22 protein-coding genes are annotated in these 20,578 nt (G+C 71.3%); 11 read left to right on the plus strand and 11 right to left on the minus strand.

What is annotated here, in order from left to right; all coding sequences use genetic code 11:
- Positions 1-303: 303 nt before the first annotated feature.
- The 3 genes from TR50_RS18070 to TR50_RS18080 all read left to right on the plus strand — a co-directional run bounded on the left by TR50_RS18070 (position 304) and on the right by TR50_RS18080 (position 2,049).
- Positions 304-1,149 carry a hypothetical protein gene (locus TR50_RS18070; RefSeq protein WP_160311128.1) on the plus strand — a complete coding sequence of 282 codons (846 nt, stop codon included), beginning with the start codon at positions 304-306 and terminating at the stop codon, positions 1,147-1,149.
- Between the two features lie 301 nt (positions 1,150-1,450).
- Complete coding sequence (locus tag TR50_RS18075) at positions 1,451-1,762, plus strand: hypothetical protein (RefSeq protein ID WP_042422138.1); 312 nt, start codon at positions 1,451-1,453, stop codon at positions 1,760-1,762.
- On the plus strand, positions 1,762-2,049 hold the full coding sequence (locus TR50_RS18080; RefSeq protein ID WP_042422140.1) for a hypothetical protein: 288 nt from the start codon (positions 1,762-1,764) through the stop codon (positions 2,047-2,049). Before TR50_RS18075 ends, TR50_RS18080 begins: the two co-directional genes overlap by 1 nt.
- 6 nt (positions 2,050-2,055) lie before the next feature.
- On the opposite strand, the gene ku is transcribed toward TR50_RS18080, so the two are convergent.
- The 7 genes from ku to TR50_RS18115 form a co-directional block, all read right to left on the minus strand.
- A complete protein-coding gene (gene ku, locus TR50_RS18085) occupies positions 2,056-2,946 on the minus strand; it encodes a non-homologous end joining protein Ku (RefSeq protein ID WP_042422142.1) in 891 nt (296 codons plus the stop codon).
- Between the two features lie 191 nt (positions 2,947-3,137).
- Complete coding sequence (locus TR50_RS18090) at positions 3,138-3,389, minus strand: hypothetical protein (RefSeq protein WP_152648459.1); 252 nt, start codon at positions 3,387-3,389, stop codon at positions 3,138-3,140.
- A 71-nt stretch (positions 3,390-3,460) separates the two neighbouring features.
- Positions 3,461-5,704 (minus strand): DEAD/DEAH box helicase, encoded by a 2,244-nt coding sequence (locus tag TR50_RS18095; protein ID WP_042422146.1) that lies wholly within the window; start codon positions 5,702-5,704, stop codon positions 3,461-3,463.
- Positions 5,705-5,762: 58 nt separating this feature from the next.
- Positions 5,763-6,245 carry a hypothetical protein gene (locus TR50_RS18100; RefSeq protein ID WP_042422148.1) on the minus strand — a complete coding sequence of 161 codons (483 nt, stop codon included), beginning with the start codon at positions 6,243-6,245 and terminating at the stop codon, positions 5,763-5,765.
- A gap of 35 nt (positions 6,246-6,280) precedes the next feature.
- Complete coding sequence (locus tag TR50_RS18105) at positions 6,281-6,973, minus strand: hypothetical protein (RefSeq protein ID WP_042422150.1); 693 nt, start codon at positions 6,971-6,973, stop codon at positions 6,281-6,283.
- On the minus strand, positions 6,970-9,150 hold the full coding sequence (locus tag TR50_RS18110) for a hypothetical protein (protein ID WP_042422151.1): 2,181 nt from the start codon (positions 9,148-9,150) through the stop codon (positions 6,970-6,972). Before TR50_RS18110 ends, TR50_RS18105 begins: the two co-directional genes overlap by 4 nt.
- Entirely contained in the window at positions 9,150-9,659 is a 510-nt protein-coding gene (locus TR50_RS18115; RefSeq protein ID WP_152648460.1) for a DNA-binding protein, read from the minus strand. The genes TR50_RS18110 and TR50_RS18115 overlap by 1 nt, the downstream gene beginning before the upstream one ends.
- Before the next feature lie 329 nt (positions 9,660-9,988).
- Here TR50_RS18115 and TR50_RS18120 point away from each other — a divergent pair, with 329 nt between their 5' ends.
- The 4 genes from TR50_RS18120 to TR50_RS18135 all read left to right on the plus strand — a co-directional run bounded on the left by TR50_RS18120 (position 9,989) and on the right by TR50_RS18135 (position 13,179).
- Positions 9,989-10,603 carry a hypothetical protein gene (locus TR50_RS18120; protein ID WP_042422155.1) on the plus strand — a complete coding sequence of 205 codons (615 nt, stop codon included), beginning with the start codon at positions 9,989-9,991 and terminating at the stop codon, positions 10,601-10,603.
- A gap of 176 nt (positions 10,604-10,779) precedes the next feature.
- On the plus strand, positions 10,780-11,289 hold the full coding sequence (locus TR50_RS47915; protein WP_063775096.1) for a hypothetical protein: 510 nt from the start codon (positions 10,780-10,782) through the stop codon (positions 11,287-11,289).
- Positions 11,289-12,344, plus strand: coding sequence for a hypothetical protein (locus TR50_RS18130; protein WP_042422157.1), 1,056 nt, complete (start codon positions 11,289-11,291; stop codon positions 12,342-12,344). Before TR50_RS47915 ends, TR50_RS18130 begins: the two co-directional genes overlap by 1 nt.
- Before the next feature lie 208 nt (positions 12,345-12,552).
- Positions 12,553-13,179: a hypothetical protein gene (locus TR50_RS18135; protein ID WP_152648461.1), complete on the plus strand. Its 627-nt coding sequence runs from the start codon at positions 12,553-12,555 to the stop codon at positions 13,177-13,179.
- A gap of 117 nt (positions 13,180-13,296) precedes the next feature.
- Here TR50_RS18135 and TR50_RS18140 read toward each other — a convergent pair whose 3' ends face one another.
- On the minus strand, positions 13,297-14,496 hold the full coding sequence (locus TR50_RS18140; protein WP_042422162.1) for a competence protein CoiA family protein: 1,200 nt from the start codon (positions 14,494-14,496) through the stop codon (positions 13,297-13,299).
- Between the two features lie 157 nt (positions 14,497-14,653).
- On the opposite strand from TR50_RS18140, the gene TR50_RS18145 reads away from it, so the two are divergent.
- The 3 genes from TR50_RS18145 (at position 14,654) to TR50_RS18155 (ending at position 16,050) form a co-directional block, all read left to right on the plus strand.
- Positions 14,654-14,980 (plus strand): hypothetical protein, encoded by a 327-nt coding sequence (locus tag TR50_RS18145; protein ID WP_042422164.1) that lies wholly within the window; start codon positions 14,654-14,656, stop codon positions 14,978-14,980.
- Between the two features lie 133 nt (positions 14,981-15,113).
- Entirely contained in the window at positions 15,114-15,455 is a 342-nt protein-coding gene (locus TR50_RS18150) for a hypothetical protein (protein ID WP_152648462.1), read from the plus strand.
- Between the two features lie 205 nt (positions 15,456-15,660).
- Positions 15,661-16,050 (plus strand): nuclear transport factor 2 family protein, encoded by a 390-nt coding sequence (locus tag TR50_RS18155; protein WP_042422168.1) that lies wholly within the window; start codon positions 15,661-15,663, stop codon positions 16,048-16,050.
- Between the two features lie 58 nt (positions 16,051-16,108).
- Here TR50_RS18155 and TR50_RS18160 read toward each other — a convergent pair whose 3' ends face one another.
- The 3 genes from TR50_RS18160 to TR50_RS18170 all read right to left on the minus strand — a co-directional run bounded on the left by TR50_RS18160 (position 16,109) and on the right by TR50_RS18170 (position 20,130).
- Positions 16,109-16,657, minus strand: a complete 549-nt coding sequence (locus TR50_RS18160; protein WP_042422170.1) for a hypothetical protein — start codon at positions 16,655-16,657, stop codon at positions 16,109-16,111.
- Positions 16,658-16,782: 125 nt separating this feature from the next.
- Entirely contained in the window at positions 16,783-17,349 is a 567-nt protein-coding gene (locus TR50_RS18165) for a hypothetical protein (RefSeq protein WP_042422172.1), read from the minus strand.
- Positions 17,350-17,445: 96 nt separating this feature from the next.
- Positions 17,446-20,130 carry a P-loop NTPase family protein gene (locus tag TR50_RS18170; protein WP_042422173.1) on the minus strand — a complete coding sequence of 895 codons (2,685 nt, stop codon included), beginning with the start codon at positions 20,128-20,130 and terminating at the stop codon, positions 17,446-17,448.
- Positions 20,131-20,298: 168 nt separating this feature from the next.
- On the opposite strand from TR50_RS18170, the gene TR50_RS18175 reads away from it, so the two are divergent.
- Positions 20,299-20,562: a hypothetical protein gene (locus TR50_RS18175; protein ID WP_042422175.1), complete on the plus strand. Its 264-nt coding sequence runs from the start codon at positions 20,299-20,301 to the stop codon at positions 20,560-20,562.
- The last annotated feature ends 16 nt before the right edge of the window (positions 20,563-20,578 follow it).

Raw genomic sequence — 20,578 nt, forward strand, 5'->3', positions numbered from 1 at the left:
GACGGCACCGCGGGCGAAGCTGCCGAAAAGCCAGACCTGCTGCACCAGGCTCGCCGGCCAGCTCGGGTCTGCGTCCAGTCGCTTCAGCATCTGCTCAACCAGCTCGATCGCCCGCGCCCGCTTCACGGCCTGCCTCCATCTCGTTACTGAGCATCAGCATAGGCAGGGGGTCCGGCCGCGATGGCCGTCTCGCAGCAGTCCACTCGATCGTGCCCGCGCGGCGAGCGCCGCCGTGGCCGGCGGGCGGCCAGGGCGCGGCCCGGTTCCTGGACTGCGACTGGTCCGGAGCGGTACTTGTACCGGATGCGGCTGAACTGGGCGGAGGTCGAGCAGCGGGCCCGCGAGATCGTCGCGGAGTACCCGCCCGCGAGCGTCACCTTGAGGCAGCTGTACTACCGCTTGCAGTCGGCTGGCGTGATCCCGGCGAAGGCATCGGTGTACCGGAGGCTGTCCTCCCATCTCGCGCAGGCCCGGCGCGAAGGCCGGTTCCCGGACCTGGTCGACACCGTCAGGCGGATCCACGTCCTACCGCACTGGGATGATCATTCGCAGTTCCTGGCGCAGATGCCACAGTGGTTCCGGCTCGACCGGACGCGCGGGCAAGAATGCGCGCTCTACCTCGCTGCGGAGAAGGACACGCTGCGGTCGATGTTCACCTCCTGGGTCGAGGACCTGGGCATCCCGGTCGTCGTGGTCCGCGGCTACGGGAGCCAGTCCTACGCGCAGCAGGTCCAAGAGCGCGTCGCCCGCGATCCGCGCCCCGCCTGGCTCACGATCTGCGGGGACTTCGACGCGTCCGGGGAGGACATCCAGCGGGACTGGGTGGAGCGGACCGGGTGCTGGGCAGGCGTGGAGCGGCTGCTGCTCTCCTGGGAGCAAGTCCAGGAGTACGGGCTGCCCGCGACGGAAGGTAAGCGCGGAGATCCTCGCTGGCCGGCCTTCGCCGAGCGGTACGGCTTCGATGTGGAGAACCCCGTGCAGTGGGAGGTCGAGGCGCTGCCCCCGGAGGAACTGGAGCGCCTGGTCCGCCGCGCCGTCGAGCCCTTCGTCGACCGGGCGGTACTGCGCGAGGTCCTGGCCGAGGAAGCCCAGCAGCGTGCCGAGCTGGACGCCTTCCTTGGCACCTGGCAGTCGCCGGGAACTGCGTAGCGGTGGTCAGCGTCGGCAGTGCCGGGCCGGGGAGTCGGTCGGCACGGGGCTGTCGGCCACGCGGGCCGGGCCGGGTCTCGTCGTCCCCGGCCCGGCGCGCGGTCGGCCCGGTGCCGCGAGAGGGCGCCGGTTGGTTGGCCGCGCCTGGAAGTTAGCGTGCCCACGCCATTTGAGGAAATGGCGCGCTCGTCGCCCGCCTGGCAAAATCGAACGTGTGTCCGCAGTAGATGACTCCTGGCCCGCCGATCTTCCCCGCCGTCGCGACGGGGACCGGGCTTGGCCTGCGTTGGCTCGCGCCTGGGTGGCCGGCGTCGCGCCGCCGTACCTGGCACAGGACCCCGATCTGGTTCCTCACCCGACGCTGCTGTGCTCGCTCACCCGGCACCACGTCGCCGGGCAGCTCGCCGGCTGCCGGGAAGCGTGGACCCGCATCAGGACGCAGTTGAACGACGACCAGGTGCTGCCGGAAGTGGCCGCACGGATTCTGGCGGCCACGGAGGCGGAGGGCCGACGCCTCGCCGAGCTCGAACAGCAGCTGTTGAGCGTACGCAGCGAGCTGGCGATCGCGAACTGGGCGACGATCCCGTACAAGAAGCGCAGCGGAGGCCGCTGATGGAGGGCCACGTCGACCTGACGGGGGTGGCGGCCGAGCTGGAGGCGGCGCTCGACGCCGCCGGCGTCTCCCATCGGCTGACGGCGGGAGACGGCTGGCTCCAGATCGAGCTGTCCTCGGCGACGGACAACGCCCCTGCTCCGGGGCTCATCAGTGCGCTGCACCGCGCCGACGAGTACGCAACGAGCCACAGCACGCTCCACACCGCGTGCGTCTACCCGGCGCAGGCCCGCTGGCTCGCCGAAGGCCTGCGCGCGCTGGTCGCCTCGGGGGCAGCCCCGCGGTGACCGTGGTCAGGAAGCGCGTTTCGGAGCGGTGCGCCTTGGCGTCTTCTTGGCTGCGGGCTTCTTCGCCGAGGCAGGGGCAGGGGTGGTTTCACGCTGGGCCTGGGTCTCGGCGATCGAGGCGCGCAGGGCGGCCATGATGTCCATGGGCGGCGCCGCGCGCTCGGGCGCCTCGGCGGCGTGCTCGACCTGGCCGCCGCCGGCCTTCGCGGCCAGCAGCTCCTGCATGGCGACGATGTAGGCGTCGCGCTCGGCGTCCAGCTCGTAGGAGTCCGACATCGCCTCGGCGAGCTGGAGCACCATCTTCACCTCGTTCTTGTGGACCGGCTCGTCCGCCGTGGGCACCTTGATGCCTTCGGTGGGGCGTACTTCGTCGGGCCAGCGGATCGTCTGGAGCATGAGGACGTCGTCCAGGACGCGCAGCACGGCCAGCGACTCCCGCTCCCGCAGCGTCACCTTCGTCACCGCTACCAGGCCGGAGTCGCGCATGACGTCTCGCAGCAGCAGGTAGGGCTTGGCGGGGGCCTTCTCGGCGAGCCCGACGAAGTACGGGGTGTCGAACAGCAGCGGGCTGATCTGCCCTGCGGGTACGAATGCCAGCACGTCGATGATCCGCTTACTGGGGACCGGCAGGGACGCCAGGTCCTCCTCGGTCAGGACTACCACGCCGCCGTCCGGGGCGTCCCAGCCCTTGGCGACGTCGCCGTAGTCGATCTCGCGGTTCTCGGCTTCGCACCACCGGCGCAGCCGGACTCGGCTTCCGTCTATCTTGTGGACCTGGTGGAGCTCGGGGCCTACGTGCGACTCAGTGGCCGGATACAAGCGCACGGGCACGGCGACCAGGCCGAACGTGATGCTGCCCGACCAGGCGGGACGTGCGGCGGCTGCCGGTGTGGCCATACCGCAACGCTATGCCCGGCCCCGACCGGCCGCCTCCGGGCGTCGGCGGGCATGTCTGCCGATCGCCGCCTGGGACAGGTCGGCGCCTGGTCGTTGCGACCGACGGGCTGCCCCCGCCGTGGGCTGCCGGAGCTCGCATCGAGGTATCCGAGGTTTGCCGGACCGGTTCGGGGCGCCCTCGTCGGCAGGGCTCAGGCGCCGACCGGCGCGTCGGCTGTCCGCGTCATGCGGCTCAGGTGGGCGTGGAGTGCATCCATCGCCGGGGCGAGCGAGTCGACCTCGGCGCTGTCAGGGTGGTGCGCCTTCAACTCGCGGTAGTGGGCCTCGGCCAGTTCCAGCAGACCGAGGGCCCGGACCATGGGTGCGGAGCGCTCGCTGGATTCGGATTCGACCAGCCAGCGCATGGCGAGCGCCCGGGGGCCTGTTTGTGACGGATAGTTCATGCGGCGATTGTGCCTGATGCCGGCTGCGTGGTCGCCGTGGTTCGTGCTGAAGGTGCCGGCCGCTGGACCGCTTACAGGTTCCGCCAGGTGCCGAGACCGTCGAGGAGCTCGATCTGGTCGGGGTGGAGCTTGTCGGCCTGCTTGATCTGCTGGTGCTGCCACACGCCCGGGCGGAAGGCGGTGTCGTCGCCCAGGCCGGGGCGGTTGCGCGGCCCGGCGAGCGTGCCGCCGGCCGCGAGGTAGGCGGCCAGGCGCCGGTAGCCGCGCTGCCACTTGGGGTCCCAACGCCACAGCGGGTCCAGGTCGTCGAGCAGCTGCTGCTGCTCCTTCGTCAGATCCGGGTTCAGGCGCTGGACGCGCATCCAGCGGCCGACGGTGTAGCCGTCGAGCTTGGCCGTGGCGGGGATGGCGAGGTCGCCGTAGATGGTGAGCCACGCCTTCGCGTAGGCGTAGCCGCGGGCCCAGGCGTGGGCGTGCTTGTCCCAGATCATGCCGATCCGGTCGAGTTCACTGATCCGGGCCGCGTCGAGCCGCCCGGCCGCGTACTGCTCGCGCTGCCGGTTCAGCCAGTCGACGAGGTCGCCGTCGCGGACGTCGAGGTGGCCGTGCAGCTTGTAGAAGGCCTCTGCCTGCTCGTACCACTTCTCCCACTCGGTGGTGCGGGGGCTGAGCGTGCGCAGTTTGAGGGTGCGCAGGATCTGGTCCTCGTAGGCGGTGGTTTCGATGCGGAGCCATTCGACGTCCTCGGTGGGGAGGTTGTCCTCCAGCTCCCCGGGGTCGGCGTCCTCTTGCAGGCCCGGTTCGGCGGTGTGGGTCCGCTGCTGGGTGACGCCGTAGCGGTTGGTGCGCAGCTCGGTGATGCGGGCGGTCACGCGTTCGTCGTGGGCGGCGAGCGCGCGCAGGACCTGCCAGACCGTGGCGAAGGCGCTGCGGTTGAGTTCGGTCTCGGTCTCTTCGCGGTCCTCGGCCTGGTCGCCGGTGGCGGCTGGGAGGTAGACGGGGATGATGATGCGGGCGAGCTTGCCGGTGACGCCGAGCGGGACGCGGAAGGCGCGGCCGGCGCCCTGGACGATGTCGACGGTGGAGTTTTTGGGGTCGGCGAAGACGACTGCGTCGACGGCGGGGAGGTCGATGCCCTCGGCCAGCAGCCGGGAGTTCGCGATCAGGGCGCAGCGGTGGCCGCCCTTGGCGCTCTCCTTGGCGAAGGTGGCGAAGGCGTGGCGGCGGTCCTTGAGGCGGTCGCTGCCGGCGACGGCGACGCAGTACATGTGCTGCAGGCGTTCGCTGGGCGGGAGCAGGCGGGCGGCGTGGTGCAGTGTGCCGATGAAGTCGCGGGCGCCGCGGATGCGGGAGTGGTAGGAGATGACGCGCTCGAGGTCGTAGGTGTCGATGGCGCGGCAGGTGGCGATCTGCAGGGCCAGGCGCTGGAGTTCGTCGTTGCTGCGGCGTGAGCGCAGGTCGGCGATGCCCGGCTCGTTGAGGAGTTCCTGGAGGTCCTGGTCGGTGATGACCGGGACGACGACCTCGTAGTCGGCGATGAGACCGTCCGCGATGCCCTGGGCGACGGGGTAGCGGAACTCGGTGTTGCCGAAGGTTTCGGGGTCGTCCATGGAGCAGATCGTCTTGACGCCGTTGTCGTCGAGGCCGATGCCGGTGCCTTCGGCGATGCGCGGGGTGGCGGTGAAGTAGAGCCGCCGCGTGGCGGGGATCTGGCTGTCGTCGTGGACGGCCGACCAGGGCTTCCCGGCCGCGCCCGCGGTGCGGTGGGCCTCGTCGACGACCATGAGGTCGAAGCCGGGCATCGCGTGCAGTCCGTGGGCCTCGACGACCTTGTTGATGCTGGCGTAGGTGGCGAACACGGTGACGGGGCCGCCGGCGGCGGACCGGACCAGGTCGGCGATCTTGTGGGGCTCGGTGGTGATGTGCGCCTCCACCTTGAGGCCGGCCTCTTCCAGCTCCCGGTGTTCGGAGGAGGAGCAGACGATGACGAAGGTGCCGTGGCGGCCGCCGTGCTTCGCCCAGACGCCGGCGGTCTGCCAGACGAGCTCGATGGTGGGCATGGTGGCCAGCACCGAGCCGCGGGCGGCCATGCGGCGGGCGCTGGCCGCGGCGATGAGGGTCTTGCCGGAGCCGCAGCAGCATTCGATGATCGCGCGCCCGCCGTCGCGGACCGCCCGCCAGGCGGCGGTGACGGCCTGCTTCTGGTGCTCGCGCAGCGGCATCAGGAAGGGACCGGCAAGTTGGGGGGCCCGCTGGCGCGGTGGGGCCTGATCGGCGCTCGTCTGGACGGGGTGGGGAGCGTCGTCGGTGTCCACGGGTTCCACTTCCTGATCCCTTTCCATCGGCTTGTCCGGGTATGCGGGGGTGATTACGTCAGCTGGCCTGCGGTGCGGCGCCGCTGCGGCGGAGCGCGAGGTCGAAGTAGCCGCGGGCGAGCAGGGACACTTCGCGTCCCAGATGGGTGCTGTGGCGGCCGTTCGGATACCAGGCCCCGCATCCGCACTCGGCCTCGATGCCTGTCTGTCCGATCCGGGTGAGCCCGCTCGGGGAGTGGTTGGAGACGAAGGTGTCGGCGCGCTGGTCGAGGTCGTCCGGGACTGTAGGGGTCGGGTCGACCTGCGGGGTGACGTAGTGCCAGGTGACCCACGTGCCCGCGTCGGGTGCTCCCGGGTCGTGGTCCGGCTCCCATTCCTGGGTGTGCAGGGCGCCGCGGTCGGTCCGGAACCGAAGGAGCTGTCCCGTGTCCGGATGGACCGTTTGATGCCAGGCGTCGTGATGATCGGCCGTCAGGGTGCACGGGGCGCCGAGCGCGTAGTGGGCGACGGGACAGGGGTGGGTCTTCGGGTCGGTGGGCATGGCGCTCCTCGCTCGCGGTCAGGTGCGGTACGGGGTCATCGGCGGGGAACCCAGCCACGGACCTCGATGTAGAGGATCTCGGCGTCCTCGGTGGCGCGGCCGGTGTCGATCAGCCAGTTCAGGACGGCGGCGGTGACGTCGCCGCCGGTGGCGGCGACCATCGCCGACCATTCGCGGGCGTCGAAGCCTCCGGACACCTTGGAGCCGTAGGAGCGCTCTTCGGTGCCATCAGCGCGCGGGACCACGCCTCGGCGCAGGCCCGGGGAGTCGTCCTTGGAGCCGGAGGACAGGGCGAAGTGGCGCTTGCGCATGCGCACGGTGACGGCGACGCGGCCGCCGCGTTCGGCGGTGTCGTGGATGACGCCCGCCAGGTGTCCGGCGCCGTGGGCGATGGCCTGCCGTCCGGCGCGGCCGGCCATCGACCCGCCCGGGGTTTCCAGGACGTCGCGGCCGCGGACCCGGGCGACGCGGCCGTCGCGGGTCAGGCGCCGACTCACGTTCTGCTGGGCGATGGCGCGCAGTGCCTCGGGGTCGCGTTCGCCGCCTTCGACGGCGCGGGCCAGCTGGCGCAGCGCCGGGACGAAGCTGGCGCCCTTGTTCTTGGTGAAGAACTGGGAGACCAGGCTCGCGTTGCGGTCGAGCATGTCGGCGATCTGGCGGCGGTTGAACCCGGCGTTGATCAGCTGCTGGGCCAGGCGCGCGGCCTCTCCGGGCGGCGGCGTGGTCACAGCGCACCCCCGGCGGCGAGGGCGGCGCGGCCCTGGTCGCGCAGCGCGAGAAGTTCGTCCTCACTGCCGGGTGCCGGGACGGGGCCGGCGAGGTGGCCCTTGAGGAGGTATTCGCCGGGCTGGCCGTGGTAGGGCCAGTCGTGGCGGGCGGTCAGGTAGACGGCGTCGGTGCGGAACGCGACCACCTGGCCCGCGGGGACGTGGAGGGCGCCGACGTGGACGCCGTCGTTCTTCATCTTCATCGACAGCAGTGCGGCCCGGGCGGAGGACCAGACGTAGGCGGACCACTCGGGGTGGGCCGCCTCGTCCTTCCGGAAGCCGCTGACGCGCTGCCAGGTCACCTTGTGCTCGTCGTGGGTGAGGATCTCGGCGCCTTCGGGGACCAGGTGCAGCTCGTTCATGGGGGTGGTGCCGGTGACCATGCGGGGGCGCTGCGCGAAGCCGCCGATCCCGAACAGCAGGATGGAGCGCACCGCGCGGGCGGCCAGGTAGTTGGCCTGCCGCTGCCTGGGGTCCTCGTGGACGCGCGCTACCGCTGACAGCTGGTTCCAGGCGTCCTTGAGGTGTAGGGACCACTTGTCGATCGGCTCGCCGTCCTGAAAGACCAGCGCGTCGAGGATCTCGATGCGCCACGGCTTGATCGGGTTCGACAGGGCGGTGTAGACCTCGGGCGCGCCGGCCCAGGTGGTGAACGTCTGGCCGGGGGTGGATGGGTACTCCCAGTGGCGGTCGCCGCTGATCGGCGCGGGCAGTAGCCCGATGTGCTCCCAGCCGTGCGGCACGGTGACGCGGATCCGCAGGTGGGCGCAGCCCATCAGCAGCTTCTTCTGCTCCGCCTCGCTCATCTTCGCGAACGCGGCCGCCGTGACGTGGCGCGGGGTTCCGACCGGGCCCTTCCAGGTGTGGCGGGCGTAGGCGAAGGTCCGGTCGTACTCGACCAGGCCCGGCAGCTCGGCGGGGACCTTCGGCGGAAGGATCAGCTCGGTGCGGCCCTGCCCGGCGGTGGCGTGGAACAGGCCGCGCAGTTCCTCCGAGAGCACCGGGAAGCCGTCCGCCCACTGGCCCTTGATTGGGATGGTCCGCGCCCACAGGTCCTTGCCGGTCTGCGAGGGCGAGCCCAGCAGGACGGCGTCGGGCCAGAACTGCCGCAGGGTCTTCCACAGCAGCAAGAACACCTCGCGGACCAGGTGGGGGTCGGCCCCGGCCGGGTCGAGCCACTCGTTCACCGCACGGATCTCGACGTGCTCGGCGTTCCGGTCGGCGCCCGCGCGGGTGTAGCGGCCGACCGGCAGACGGGCGTTGCTGGGGACGAAGTGCCCGGCCAGGCGCTCCTTGTCCCAGCTGGTGTCCTCGATCCAGCGCTCCGAGGGTGTGTGCAGCCAGGCGGTGACGGCCTGCTTCATCGTCGGGTAGCGGTCGGCGTCCGCGTGCCACGGGGCTCCGGCGGTGATGTAGATGCGCTCGATGTGCGACGAGACCGCCATGACCGCGTCCAGGATCTCCCCCGGGGTGCGCGTGCCGAGATCCAGGTGGGCGACGCCGCGCCCGACCAGCACGCCGGTGGTCGCGTCGAGGAACGCGGTCTCGCGGGCCTTCTGCTGGAAGGGGGGCCGCTTGGAGAACAGGCCCTTCGTTGCCGCGGTGTATCGCGCCGCCTCCGGGCCGTCCGGGATCGCCGGCAGTTCGATCCGCTCGCCCGGCTCCTTGAACGGCGACGGCACCAGCGGCGCGGTCGCGGCCGGGGCGGGCTCCTCGGTCGGGGTGGTGGGAGCGGCTGGGGCGGCATTAGCAGTCGCGTCGGGCCGGGCGGTTCCGTGCGCGGGCAGCGTCGGAGCGATGGCGCCCTCCGGCTCGGCCAGCTGCTCCCCAGCGGCCTCGGGCGCCGACGTGCCGCCGGTAGCGGGCGCGGCGTGCAGCTGGGCACGGGCGTGCTCGGGCGTCGGGTCCAGGCGCGGCACCAGCGCCACGACGTCACCGATGCTCACCCCGGCGGCCTTGGCGAGCACGCTGGCCTTCGCCGGTTCGAAGGCGCCGAGCCTGACGATCCGCCCGTCGCGGTCGCGGTGGCGCTTCTCGATCTCCTTGTTCAGCTTCGCGGCCTCGCGCTCCAGCTTGGCGATCTCCTCGCGCAGCGGACGCAGGTCGGCGAGCCCGTTGTTGTAGGAGGCGGAGTCCATCAGCTGTCTCCCTTGTCTGCGGCCGCCGGACCGGCGGGAACGTAGGCGATCGGGCCGCCGGAGACCGACGGCAGACGAGCCCCCAGCAGTGGCTGCACCAGGAGTCGTTCGGCGGCATTCTGGTCTGCGGGGTAGCACGCGGCGGACGGGTCGGTGAGATCGGTCAGCCATCCGGCCAGGCGCGCCTTGGTGAACTTGTACCGCAGAGTCTGGCGAGTGCCGCCGTTGTGCTGCGGGGCGGCGAGGTCTGTGAGGACGGCGACGACGAACTCGGAGACGGTGACGACCAGGAGGCCTCCGGCGGCGACGCGGTCGGGGTCGCAGCGCCACCACCCCGAGAGGGCGTCGGTCAACTGGCCGGGGCTCAGATCGGCGCGGTAGCCCATCCAGTCCCGGTCGTCCTCGTTCGCGGGTGTGGCCGCGTCCGCGCGCAGCACGGCGACCTCCGGCTCGGGCAGTGTTGACAGGTCGCAGTGAGGCGCGTTCTGCAGCATCTGGAGGGCTTTCAAGGGGAAGACCTGGCGCCCCTGGGACGCTACGCCGGGCACGGCTCCGGATGCGATCAGCTTCCTGACCAGCGGGATCGAGACCCCGAGTGTCCGAGCTGCTTGACCGGTCGTGACCAGCATCCCCAACCCCAATGTCTATCCAGCTAAATCTATAGACGTAAGCGTAGCGGACCGACTACGGTCAGGCAATGCCTATCCAGTAGAAGTCATGAGCAGCCGATGGTCGGTGTCCGCGTGCGGCGCGGACACCGCCGCCGCATGCCAGCGGGCCTCGCGTCAACGCACGCAGCACCCTGGATATCAGTCAAATCCCATGAGACGGAGCAGACTTGACTATCGTCGCCTGCGCACCACTGCACCGAACCTCGGCGCCAGCGCAAGCTGCTGCGCCCATCAGGCCGTTCTACGGGCGGATCCTCTACTGGAAGCCCGACGCCCGATACACCGCCGGCGAGCGCGTCGCGCGCCGGGTCCGCAGGCGGGCCCTGGCGCTCAGCGCCACCGGCAGCCTCACGATAGACCTCGTCTGCTGTGCCAGCACCGCCGACCTCCTCGCCGAGCTCCCCGTTCACGCGGACTTCGTCATGCTCACCGGCCACAGCTGGTGGCACGGCGGCCGGCCCACCCACCTGCTGGGCAACGACCTGCACGTCATGGCCGGCCTGATCGACGCCGACGCCGTCGTGCTCGATTCCTGCTGGATGGCCACCTGCCCGGCCGACGTCGCCGCCCTGCTGGCCCGACCGACTCCGGTGGTCGCCTGCGACGAAGCCAGCGAGTTCCGCAAAGCCCCTCTCCTGCTCGGCCCGCTCCTGGCAGATCTGGCTGCCCAAGTGCCGATCACCAACTGGCCGGGCGCCGTCGGCAGAGCGCTCACCGCAGCCCAGGCTGTTGCGCGCACGCAGGTTCGGTCGAAGGTCTGGCAGGCCTGGCGTGTCGTGTAGCGGTCGTCGGGCGCCGCGCCGCCCGGCTGCTCCTGCGCGCTCTCCCCGACGGGGTACCCCGGCCCGCAGGCAAAGGCCCGGGGTACCCCACACGGGTGAACATTGCCGGGTCGGCTGCGCCAGTGGAAGGAGCGTCACCAGGCTGGAACCAGCAGCCGCCCTGGCCGGAGGTCACCATGCCTACCTGCGAAGCCATCCACCCTGAGGACCACACCGCGTGCGAGGGACCGCAGGACGCGGTCCGCGTCAGCGACCAGCTCGGCGGCTCGGTGCTCGCCTGCGTTCATCACGGTGCGCGGATCCTGGCGACGGTGACGGCCGCGACCGTGGCTCCCGCCGCCGTACGAGGCGCCGCGATCGAGGCCTACCGCAGAGCCAAGGAGACCCCGCCGCTCGCCTTTCAATGGGACGACGAACCGATGACCCTCGTCGAGCACGCCGTCTGGAAGGGCATCGACTGGGAGCCGACCCAAGCCGAGTGCGTGCGTGACGCGATCATGCTCCTGCGCTTCCGCGTCCCCGGTATGAGCCCGGACCGCGCCTTCCTCCTCGGCACCACGCAGATCGAGGCCAGCGACGCCGACCTGGCCCTTGTCGCCGCCGCCCTGGGCGTCACCCTCGAGAAGCTGCTCGCCGGGGACTTCCCGTGGCGCGCCCCGCGCGAGAACACCGAGGAGAACCACTGATGGGCAAGGCCAGCCGACGACGCCAGCAGCGACGCACGGACCGGCAATGCCGGAACGGGGACGGCGTCTCCAAGCTGTACCGCGCCACCCCTTCGGCAGTGATCGCCGACAGTGAGGAGGTGCTCCGCGCCTACACCGAGCACCGCGGCCTCCGACTCACCGACCCCGCCGTCCTCGCCGGATGGGACGCGATCATCTACGCGGAGAGCGCCGCGCTCGAGGCGCTGTCCATCCTGGCCGACCAACGCGATTCCACCGCCGACCTGTACTTCGCCGAGCTTCTCGACGAACCGGAGATCTCCCATCTGACCCCCGTGATGCCCGCGCTTCTGAGCTTCCTGCGCGCCCGCCTGGCCGAGCAGGACCCGGTCCTGCGCCTGGAACACGACACCCCGCGGCTCGCCCTCACCCTGCTCCTTCTGGCCGCGCACGCGCTCAGGCAAGCGACCGACGCACCCGCCGGTTCCCCGCAGGTTGCGGCGCTGGTGGATGCCTGCCTGGACCGCCTGGCCCGTGATCCCCTCAACGACCGGCTCCCAGCCGGGGACCTCTGCTTCGCGCTCTCGTCAGAGGAACGGCAGCACGCTCCCGTGGACCGGCTCGTCCGGGACGAGATCCGCAAGATCCGCAACAAGGCGCTGCCACCGAAGCACGTCGTGGTGCTCCCCGACCAGCCGCCCCTGCTCGTGCTCGAGCTCGGCGCCCGCCCGGACATCCAGGACCTGCTGCGCATCCTGGAGACCGACCCCCCAGCAGACGGCGCGGACACCGCCAACTGGTGGCAACTCCTCCCCCTGCCGCATCAGATCCTGCTGCGCCTGCAACTCGACTGGCTCGACCCGGTCCGCGCGCAACTCGTCCTGCTGCTCGACGCCGACACGCACCGCGACGCCCTGACCCGGATCGCCGATCACGGCTGCCTCGACATCACAGCCGGCCTCCCCGACGACCCCGCCACCTCCTTCTTCCGCGCCCGGGTGCTCCTGGACGGCAACCACCTCGCGGACCTTCTCCACCTTGCCGAGACACGCCGCGCCGAGCTCACGAAGGCCTGACCGGCCAGGACGCGCCCGCGAGTCCAGCGCACGGGTGGTTCGGTGGGAGCGGCCTCTCGAACCGGCTGCTCGCTGAGACACTGTCAGCAGGCACTGACGGAACACGGGGGTAAGCGTGACGGTGCACATGAGCGCGGACGTGCGCCGTGCCCTGGGTCCTTTCGGAGTCGCACAGGCCGAGCGCGAAGCCCAGACAACGGACTGCGTCATGTGCTCCCACCGGGTCGAGCCCGGGCAAGGTGTGAACGTCCAGGTCGTTCGTGACCCCCTCGGGAACCTGAACGTCTGGTTCACCCACCCCGGCTGCGGGCCGTCACGGCTCGTCGACGGCACCAAGACGCTCGCGCCGGACCCGGACGGCGAGGACATGCGGATGACCGCGCTGCCGCCGAGGACCGGACACGGCCTGCCGATCCTGGCGGCCCAACTCGTCCGGCCCGTCTTCACCAAGCCCGAGGAGCAGGGTGGTGAACTCACCGAGGTTCTGGCGCCGTACCTCCTCTCCCAGGGCTTCTCCATGCTGGGCGAGCTCGACTCCACTCCCCCGCACCTGGAGCAGTGGATCGCGGTCCTGATCGCGCATCCCGCCCCCGACGCCGGAACGGCGCGACTGCTCATCCTTGACCCCGAGGCCAGCCAGTTCTTCTCCGGCGTCGTCTGCACACCGGGCGGCTGGTGTCGTGAGGCGCTCGCCCGAGGCGGAGCGGCGCTGTACGTGGGCGACGCCGGCCTCGACCCGACCAGTCCCCATGTCCACCAGCAGCACGAGCGCCTGGCGCGCGCCGCGCGCCAGGGGCGGCTGCTGGCCGCCACCATCTCCGTCATCGAGCGTTGAGCAGAACAAGGGGGGCCGAGCGGTCTAGGCCTGGCCTTGATCGGCTCTGACAGCCTCGGGTCCGCCTGGCGGTCGATCAGCGTCTGCCCGCACGGGGGTCCCGGCGAGGCGGGGTCGCTAGCTTGAAGCCTCGGTGTCCCGGCCCGGATCGTCTTCCCCGATCGGTGGGAAGGCCGGAGGGGTGGACGGCATCGGCGGCACGTCCACGCCGATCTGCCGCGCGACGTCCTCCCACCATGGTCCTGCCTCAGCGGGCGGCGGGGCGGGCGTCGCGTCGGTCGGCGGCTCCAGCTCCACGGTCCGCGCAGGGTCGGCTTCCTGGGTGGGTTCCGGGTCCGGGATGATCTCCGGCACGGGGGCCGGTGTGGCGGCGGGCTGCTGGTGGCGCTCCTGGTAGAGCGCGAAGGCGCGGTTGCGGCGCCAGTTGTGCCGGGCCGATTCGGCGCGGGCCAGGCTCTCCATCACCTGGTGGGCCTGCGCTGGGCGGAACCTGGCCTCGGTGCGCGTCAGCGTTGACAGGGGAAGGGGAACCAGGCCCCAGGCGTCTGCGCCGATGCGGGGGCGGGGGTGGCTGAGGCGCCAGTCCTTGCGCGGGTCCTCGCCGCGGCGCCAGCGAGGGAAGTCCCAGTCCTGCTTGGCGCGGACCGGGTGCAGGAACCAGTGGACGCCGTACGGGACCTGGACGAGCTGGCCGTCCAGCCAGTAGACGCTGCCGCCGGACTCCGCGATCGCTTCCTGCTGCTCGGTCGGCGCGACGGTCTCGTGTTCTTCGTCCTTGCCGTCGATGCGGACCTGCAAAGTGCCGACCTTGCCGAACTGGAACCGGTCCCGGCGCAGGAACCACACGTGCTCGGCTCCGCCGTGACCGTCGCGCACTGCGGTGATGCGCCGGCGGATCTTCCCGGTGCCGGGCAGCTCGATCCCGGGCCGCTCCACCACGACGGTGGTGCCCGGGGCGGTGCACACGATGAGGGCAGGCGGCAGGCCGATCGGATCGGTTGGGTCGTCGTCGCCCGGTGCGGCGAGCGTGCACGTGATCCCCGGGTTCGCCTTGCGCAGGCGGTCGCGGAACTTGATGACGACCTCCAGTTCGGCGTCCAGTTCCGCCTCCCGGCCCGGGTTGGGGCAGGGACCGCCGCTGATGTGGGAAAAGTGGGGAACGACCTGCGAGTCCTCCTTCAAGCCCCGCAGCGTCAGCGCCGACCCGCACGAGCGGCAGCGGTATCGGCCCCCGGCCATCAGGGGTTCCAGGCCCTCCACTCCGTCCGTGAGCCGGATGATCCGGCCGGTCGCCGTGTCCTTCGCGCTGTAGCTCACGCTCCGCCTCCCCCATGTCGGTCAACCGATCATGCGCCCTTTGACGCACGCTGATCAACCGTGGGCGGGTGTGCGGCGACACGGTCCCGGCCGGGTTCACCCGGCTGCCGCTCGCGCCGCTTGCAGATGTGTCAGTGCCAGCCTCTAGCATCCCCGGGTGCCCGACGACATCGTGATCCCCGACGACTTGATCGACCTCCAGTGCGAGGCCTACGCCGCCCAGGCCCTCGTGGAAGCGTTCAGTAACACCGTCGACGCCGAGTTCCGTGAGGTGTTCCCCGAAGAGGAACGGTGGCGGCAGCGCATTTGGCCCGAGGACGGAGACGAGCGCGCTGAACTCCAACGGCTTCGCGCGGAACGCAACACCGCGCTGGACCGGATCCGCGACCATCCCGCGATGGCCGCCGCACGCGCCGACGGATCGCGGGTCCAGCTCGACGCAGCTCTGAAACGCGCGGGCCAACGACGGCTGTCGGGCGCGTAGGAGGCGACACCGCAGGCTTGGGAGCGCCGGGTCACCCCTACCAGCGGGATGATCATCCCCGCTGGGACGGAAGGAGTCGCGCTTCTTCCTTGAAATGCTCCGCCCGGCAGGGGCGAATCGGCACACTGACCCGGTGACTACTTGGCTGCTGCGCCGCTGGATTGGGCTGTGGACCTGGGTGCACGAGAACGTCGACAGCGCCGATCCCGTGTCCAAGTGGGGCTCGCGCGCCGCCGGGACGCTGCTGACGGCGGCGGTGATCACCTCACTCGGCCACACCGTCGTATGGGCGTCCCAATCAGCGGGTGCGTCTGCGGCCGTGACCGCATGGCTCGCTCTGTGGGTTGTCGTCGCCGTGTTCGTCGTCGCTCTGGTCGCGGTCCTGGAAGGGCCGGGCCGTACCCGAAAGCCAGCGTTGATCGCATTCGCCGCTGTGAGCGCTGTCGTCGCGCTCACGTCCTGGCCCTGGCACTGAAACGCCGAAGTCGACCCAGACGCCTGACCGCCCGCTGCCACCTCGACAACCAGGCGCCGGCTGGCTGCGCGAGAACCGACGGACGCGCGACCACGTAGCCTTCCCGGCGCCCCCGGGGAATAGGCTGTCGATGCATGGCCCTCCACCGACAGGAGCACGCATCGCCGCAGGCCGACGGGTCTGACCTGCCAGAACAGGAGAAGCGATGAGCGGGACCGCAGAAACGTTGGCCGGCCGGTTGACGGAGGCCTTTGGCACCAGCAACCTCGCGTTGCTGGGCGAGTTGCTGAGCCCGGACGTGCGCTGGGGCGGCGAGGAGGAGACGCCCGAGACCTGCCACTCGCGCTCCGACGTTCTGGCCTGGTACGGCCGTCTCAACGCCTCGGGCCTGCGCGCCCAGGTCACCGAGACCATCGTGCGCGTCCAGGCCGTCGTCCTCGGCCTGGACGTGAGCGGACCCGAACGCGGCCCGGATGGCGAGCGCCCCAACCAGGTCTTCCGTATCGCCGACGGGCTGGTCGTCGACATCCGCGGCTACCCGCAGCGCGCGGTGGCCCTGCAGGTCGCCGACACCCCGGTTCCCGCCCAGGGATAGCTGGTGCTCGGCCCGGTCAGCGCGAGGTGAGGAGCCCGATGTGGCACTGGGGCGCTCTTCACGGTCGGCGCCGTCGCCACCAGCGGCTCGGATGGGGCGCGGGCTGCCGTTGAGGCGCGGCTTCCTGTTCAAGAAGGCGGTCCATCGACCCGTCCTGCACCTCGGTCCGCTGCTCGCAGGACTCTGCGAGCCACTCCAGCTCCTTGATCGGGATCGTCGCCCAGGTCCAGGGCTTGCCACCTCCGCGCCGGCACAGGTTGATGCTCAGGACACCGGAGTCACGGATCCGGAGGATCGCGGCCTTGCGGCGCTCCAGTTCTTCTGTGGGTTCCGGGGTAGGCGCGGCGGGCTCCGGCTCCAGGACCAGATCCGGCTGCGGGCGGCTGTCGCCGGCGGAGGCACTCCCGTCGTGGACCGTGCGCTCGCTTGTCTCCGCGAGCGATTCGAGCTGCTCGATGGGGATCGTCGCCCAGGTCCAGGCCTCGCCAGCAGGGCGGCACAGGTTGATGTCCTGGACACCGGCGGCGCGGATCCGGAGGGTGGCGGCCTTGCGGCGCTCAAGTTCCCCAGCGGACTGGGTCCTGGTCGTGGTCGCGGCGGTGTCCATGAGCTTCCCCGTTCTGATGCATCAGAAGGTCACCGTACATGCCTTAGTGCCCTGACCAGCACGTACCTGCCCGGGGGCGGTGGTCGTGGACTGCGGGGAGACGGGGTTCCGCGCGCTGAAGTCGGTCAGATGGTCCAGGGGGCTTCCAGGGAGGCGGCCACCAGGTACTGGAGGACGTCGTTGAACTGGATCTCGTCGGTGCTGAGCTGCATCAGCGCGAGGGAGTAGGTCAGTGCGCGGTACTCGCCGGCCCCGGGGTGGCGCAAGCCGACCAGTTGCTGGGCGATGTTGCCGGTGTTGACCGCCCGCGTGGCGTAGGCCTTCAGGTCTGCGGCGGACATCTGCTCCATCTGCTCGTGGTCCAGCATGGCCACCAGGGTGCGGGTGACGTGTTCGGGTGTGACCTGGTGGGGCATGATCCGGTCGAGCACCGGTACACCGTGCTCGTCCCGCGCATCGTCGGGAGCGTTCGCGGTGATCTGCGAGATGAAGAGCCCCAGTAGGTCGAACTGGACCTCGCCGCCCCACTTGCGGTCGAGCTCAACCAGGGTCCACCGGTACAGCAGACCGGGTTCCCCAAGGCCCTTGTCGAAGATGTTCCGCAACTGGACGGCGGCGGCGATAACGTCCCGGCGCTGCTCGGCGGCCTCCTCGGCCGTCGGTCCGCCCCAGTAGTCGGGGATCTCTCCCACCGTCAGCCTCCCCGTGGTGATCGTCGTGAGCGGCCGAGCCTATCTGTGACCAGGTCATCCGCCCGGATCGGGTCTCCCGGCTTTCCGCGCAGCGGTCTACGCGGTCGGACCGGCCGGACGCAGAGCTGTGCGACGGCGGTCGGCGACGGTGGACCAGCGCTGCCGGACGGTGGCCTCGGGCTCGAGCCACATGGTCGTCGACGGGGCGGGCAACGGGCGGCCGGCCATGAAGCAGGCGATGTCCACGTAGTACGCGAAGTCGCCGTTCGCGGTGACCTCGCGCAGGCGGGCGATGGTGGCGGTCAGCTCGTCCTGGGTCCCGCGGACGGTGTGGTGGAAGGCGAGAGCGGTCTCCAGCAGGGGGATCAGCCAGGGCAGGCCGGCGACGTCGATCTGCGTGCGCAGGACGGTGACGCGATCGGTGAACCCGCGGTCGGTGCCGGCGTCACGGACCAGGGTGGCCACCTGGAGCAGCAGGTCGGTGGCGCGCTGGTCCAGGGGCTCCAGGAGCTGGCGGGCGAGGGCGATTTCCTCGTCCGCCCGATCCGGGTCGGTGAACGCGGTGACCAGGGCGAGGCGCGTCTGCGTGATGGCTCGCTCGCCGGGCGCAGCGTGCTGCTCGGCCTGTTCCCTCCCGGCCTCGAAGGCGCGGGCGGCGGCGCCGAACTGGGCGTGCGGCCACAGGACGTCGCCGTGGACGCGGTGCTGGCGGCCCTTCCAGTCCAGCGTGGGAATCACGGCCTGGGCGGTGGGGAAGTCACCGGCGATGCGGGCGAGGTTGGCCATGCCGCGCCGGGCACGCGAGGCAAGGCGGCCCCCGGCGTCGGCGACATGGCGCATGCCCTGGAGGGAGTCGGCGGTGCGGCCGAGGTCCTTGTCGGCCTTGGCCCGGTAGTACCAGGCGAGCTCGGCCAGTTCACCGGACAGCAGGCCGCCCTCGAGGACGGCGGTCAGCCGGCGAACGGTGCGTTCCCGGTGTTCGTGCTGGCGGCGGCTGATTGCGGTCAGCAGCTCGGCGAGGGCGTCGGCGGGCGTGTCCGTGGCCGGACCGGCGGCCGCCGCGGAGACAGGCGGGGCGATGGGCTCCCACACGGAGTCGTCGACGTAGGCGAAGGCGGCCTCGGTGAGCCAGGCGAGATCATCGAGGTGGTGGTCGCGGGCCAGGCGCAGGCCTTGGCGCAGGCACGCGACGAGAACGGCGCGGCTGCTTGCCCGGGTCTGGTGGCGCTGCCACTGCGCGCCGAGCGCGGCCAGGGCGCGGGTGGCGGCCTGGTGCCAGTCGGCGCTGGTCCACCGGTCCGCGGTGTGGGTGTCGTCGATGCACAGTGCGTCGCGGACGGCGCCGTGCAGGTGGTAGGGCCAGATCGCGTAGGGGTCTTCGCTGATCATCGGCCGTTCCACCAGGCGGCGGGCGGCCGCCTGGTGGGTCAGGCCGGCGGCGGCGGTGGCCAGGTCAAGGTCGAAGGCGTCCAACAGGCTGGCGGAACGCAGCACGTGGCGTTCGTCCGCGGTCAGGTCGGACAGGGTACGGGCGATCAGGGCGGGGAAGGTGTGGTCGAAGTCGGCCGCGGCAGGGGTGCGGCCGGTGCGGCGGATCTCCAGGTAGCGGCCGACGGCGAGGTCGAGGTGGAGGGGCAGGCCGTGGGAGCGCGCGGTGATGACCGCGCGGATGTCCGGGCCGATGAGCGGCTGGCCGTCGTGGGTGAGTCGGCGGGCGAGGTAGCTGTCGCAGTCCTGCACGGAGAAGTCGCCGAGCAGGTGCTGGGCCGCTCCCCCCGCCGCGCGGGCCGGGTGCTCGCCGTGCGGCGCGAGTCCCGGCCAAGCGGCCGGGCCGGTGTAGTCGAGCTGCCCTTCCAGGGTTTCCTCGCCCCAGGACAGGCGGTTGCGGCCGGCGATAACGAAGAAGCAGTTGGGCATCAGCCACACCAGGCGCTGCAACAGCCGCTCCAGGTCACGGTGCCGGTCCTCGGTGTCCTCGAACGTGTCCAGCAGGATGACCGGCGTCACCGCCTTCTTGGCGGGCAGGCGGCCGATGTCCCACGCCAGCAGGTGAGGGTAGAAGGACAGCGCCTCCAGGTCAGGGGTGGCCTCCAGCAGGGCGGCGGTCCGGGCGGCGCCGGCCAGGGCGCGCGCACGTTCGTGGCGTGCGCGCAGGGCGTGGACGAGCGCGGTGGTGACCTGCCCGGCCGCCGAGCCGATGATGCCCGGCAGCTGCAGCTGACTGGCGACCTCGCCGACCGCGGCCCGCAGTTCCTCGGGCAGCATCTGACCGGCCTTGCCCATCAGGCCGGTTCGCCGCAGGTACTCCTCCAGCGGCTCGCCAGGATGCGCCACGTCCCAGTACCGGCGCAAGGCCAGGTCGAATCCGGGCAGGGGACGTCCGACCGCGCCGGCCAGGGCGAGACGGATCGCCAGAACCACCCGCTCGAAATCAGATCCACTCGACACCGCGCGGGACAGGTCGATGCGCACCGGCAGCAACCGCTCCCCGGCCCCGAGACCCGAGCCCCACTGCGGAGGTCGCTGGTCCGCGGCCGTGAGCGCGGCCTCGATCTTGCGCAGCAGCGTGCTCTTCCCAACGCCGCCGACACCGTAGAACGTGATCACGTTCGTCCGCGGGGTCTCCAGGTCCTCCACGTCGAAGCCCGGGGACGCGACGGTGCGCAGGTGCTCTTCCACCGCCGCGGCAACCAGGCTCCACTGGACGTGGCGGTTGGTGAACGCCTCCGCGCTCTCCGCCGCCGGGTCGTTGGAGCTGAACAGCGCGCGAAGGTCGGCCACTTGAAGTCCCCCCAGGACAGATCATCTGCGCGCCCAGTATGCCTTGGACGACGTCGCAGGGCAGGATCGCGACCAGACGAGGCCGGGAGGCAGCGGCCGGCTCCCCCGGAACCGGCCGCGGCGGCATCCTGGCCGCAACGACATGCGACAACCTGAGGTGGCCCAGCCGTGCACGCACCCGAACCCGCATCCTCCGACGGGGACACAACCACGGAGGCCGTCCAGCGGCTGATCAGCGCTGTCATCACCCGGCGCCAGGCGCAGCTGCTGACCGCCCGACGCTCCGGCGACCAGCAGCGCCAGGACGAGATCGACACACGCCTGCAGGCCTGCCTCCAGGACCAGAACCGGCTCGCCGAGGCCGGGCCCGAGGAACTCGAGCGCCTCGCCGCCCAGTACACCGAGCAGCTCAACGCCCTCAGGACCGAGTAGCCGGCGCCGTCCGGTC

This window comes from Streptacidiphilus anmyonensis, from assembly GCF_000787855.1.
GTDB lineage: Bacteria > Actinomycetota > Actinomycetes > Streptomycetales > Streptomycetaceae > Streptacidiphilus > Streptacidiphilus anmyonensis.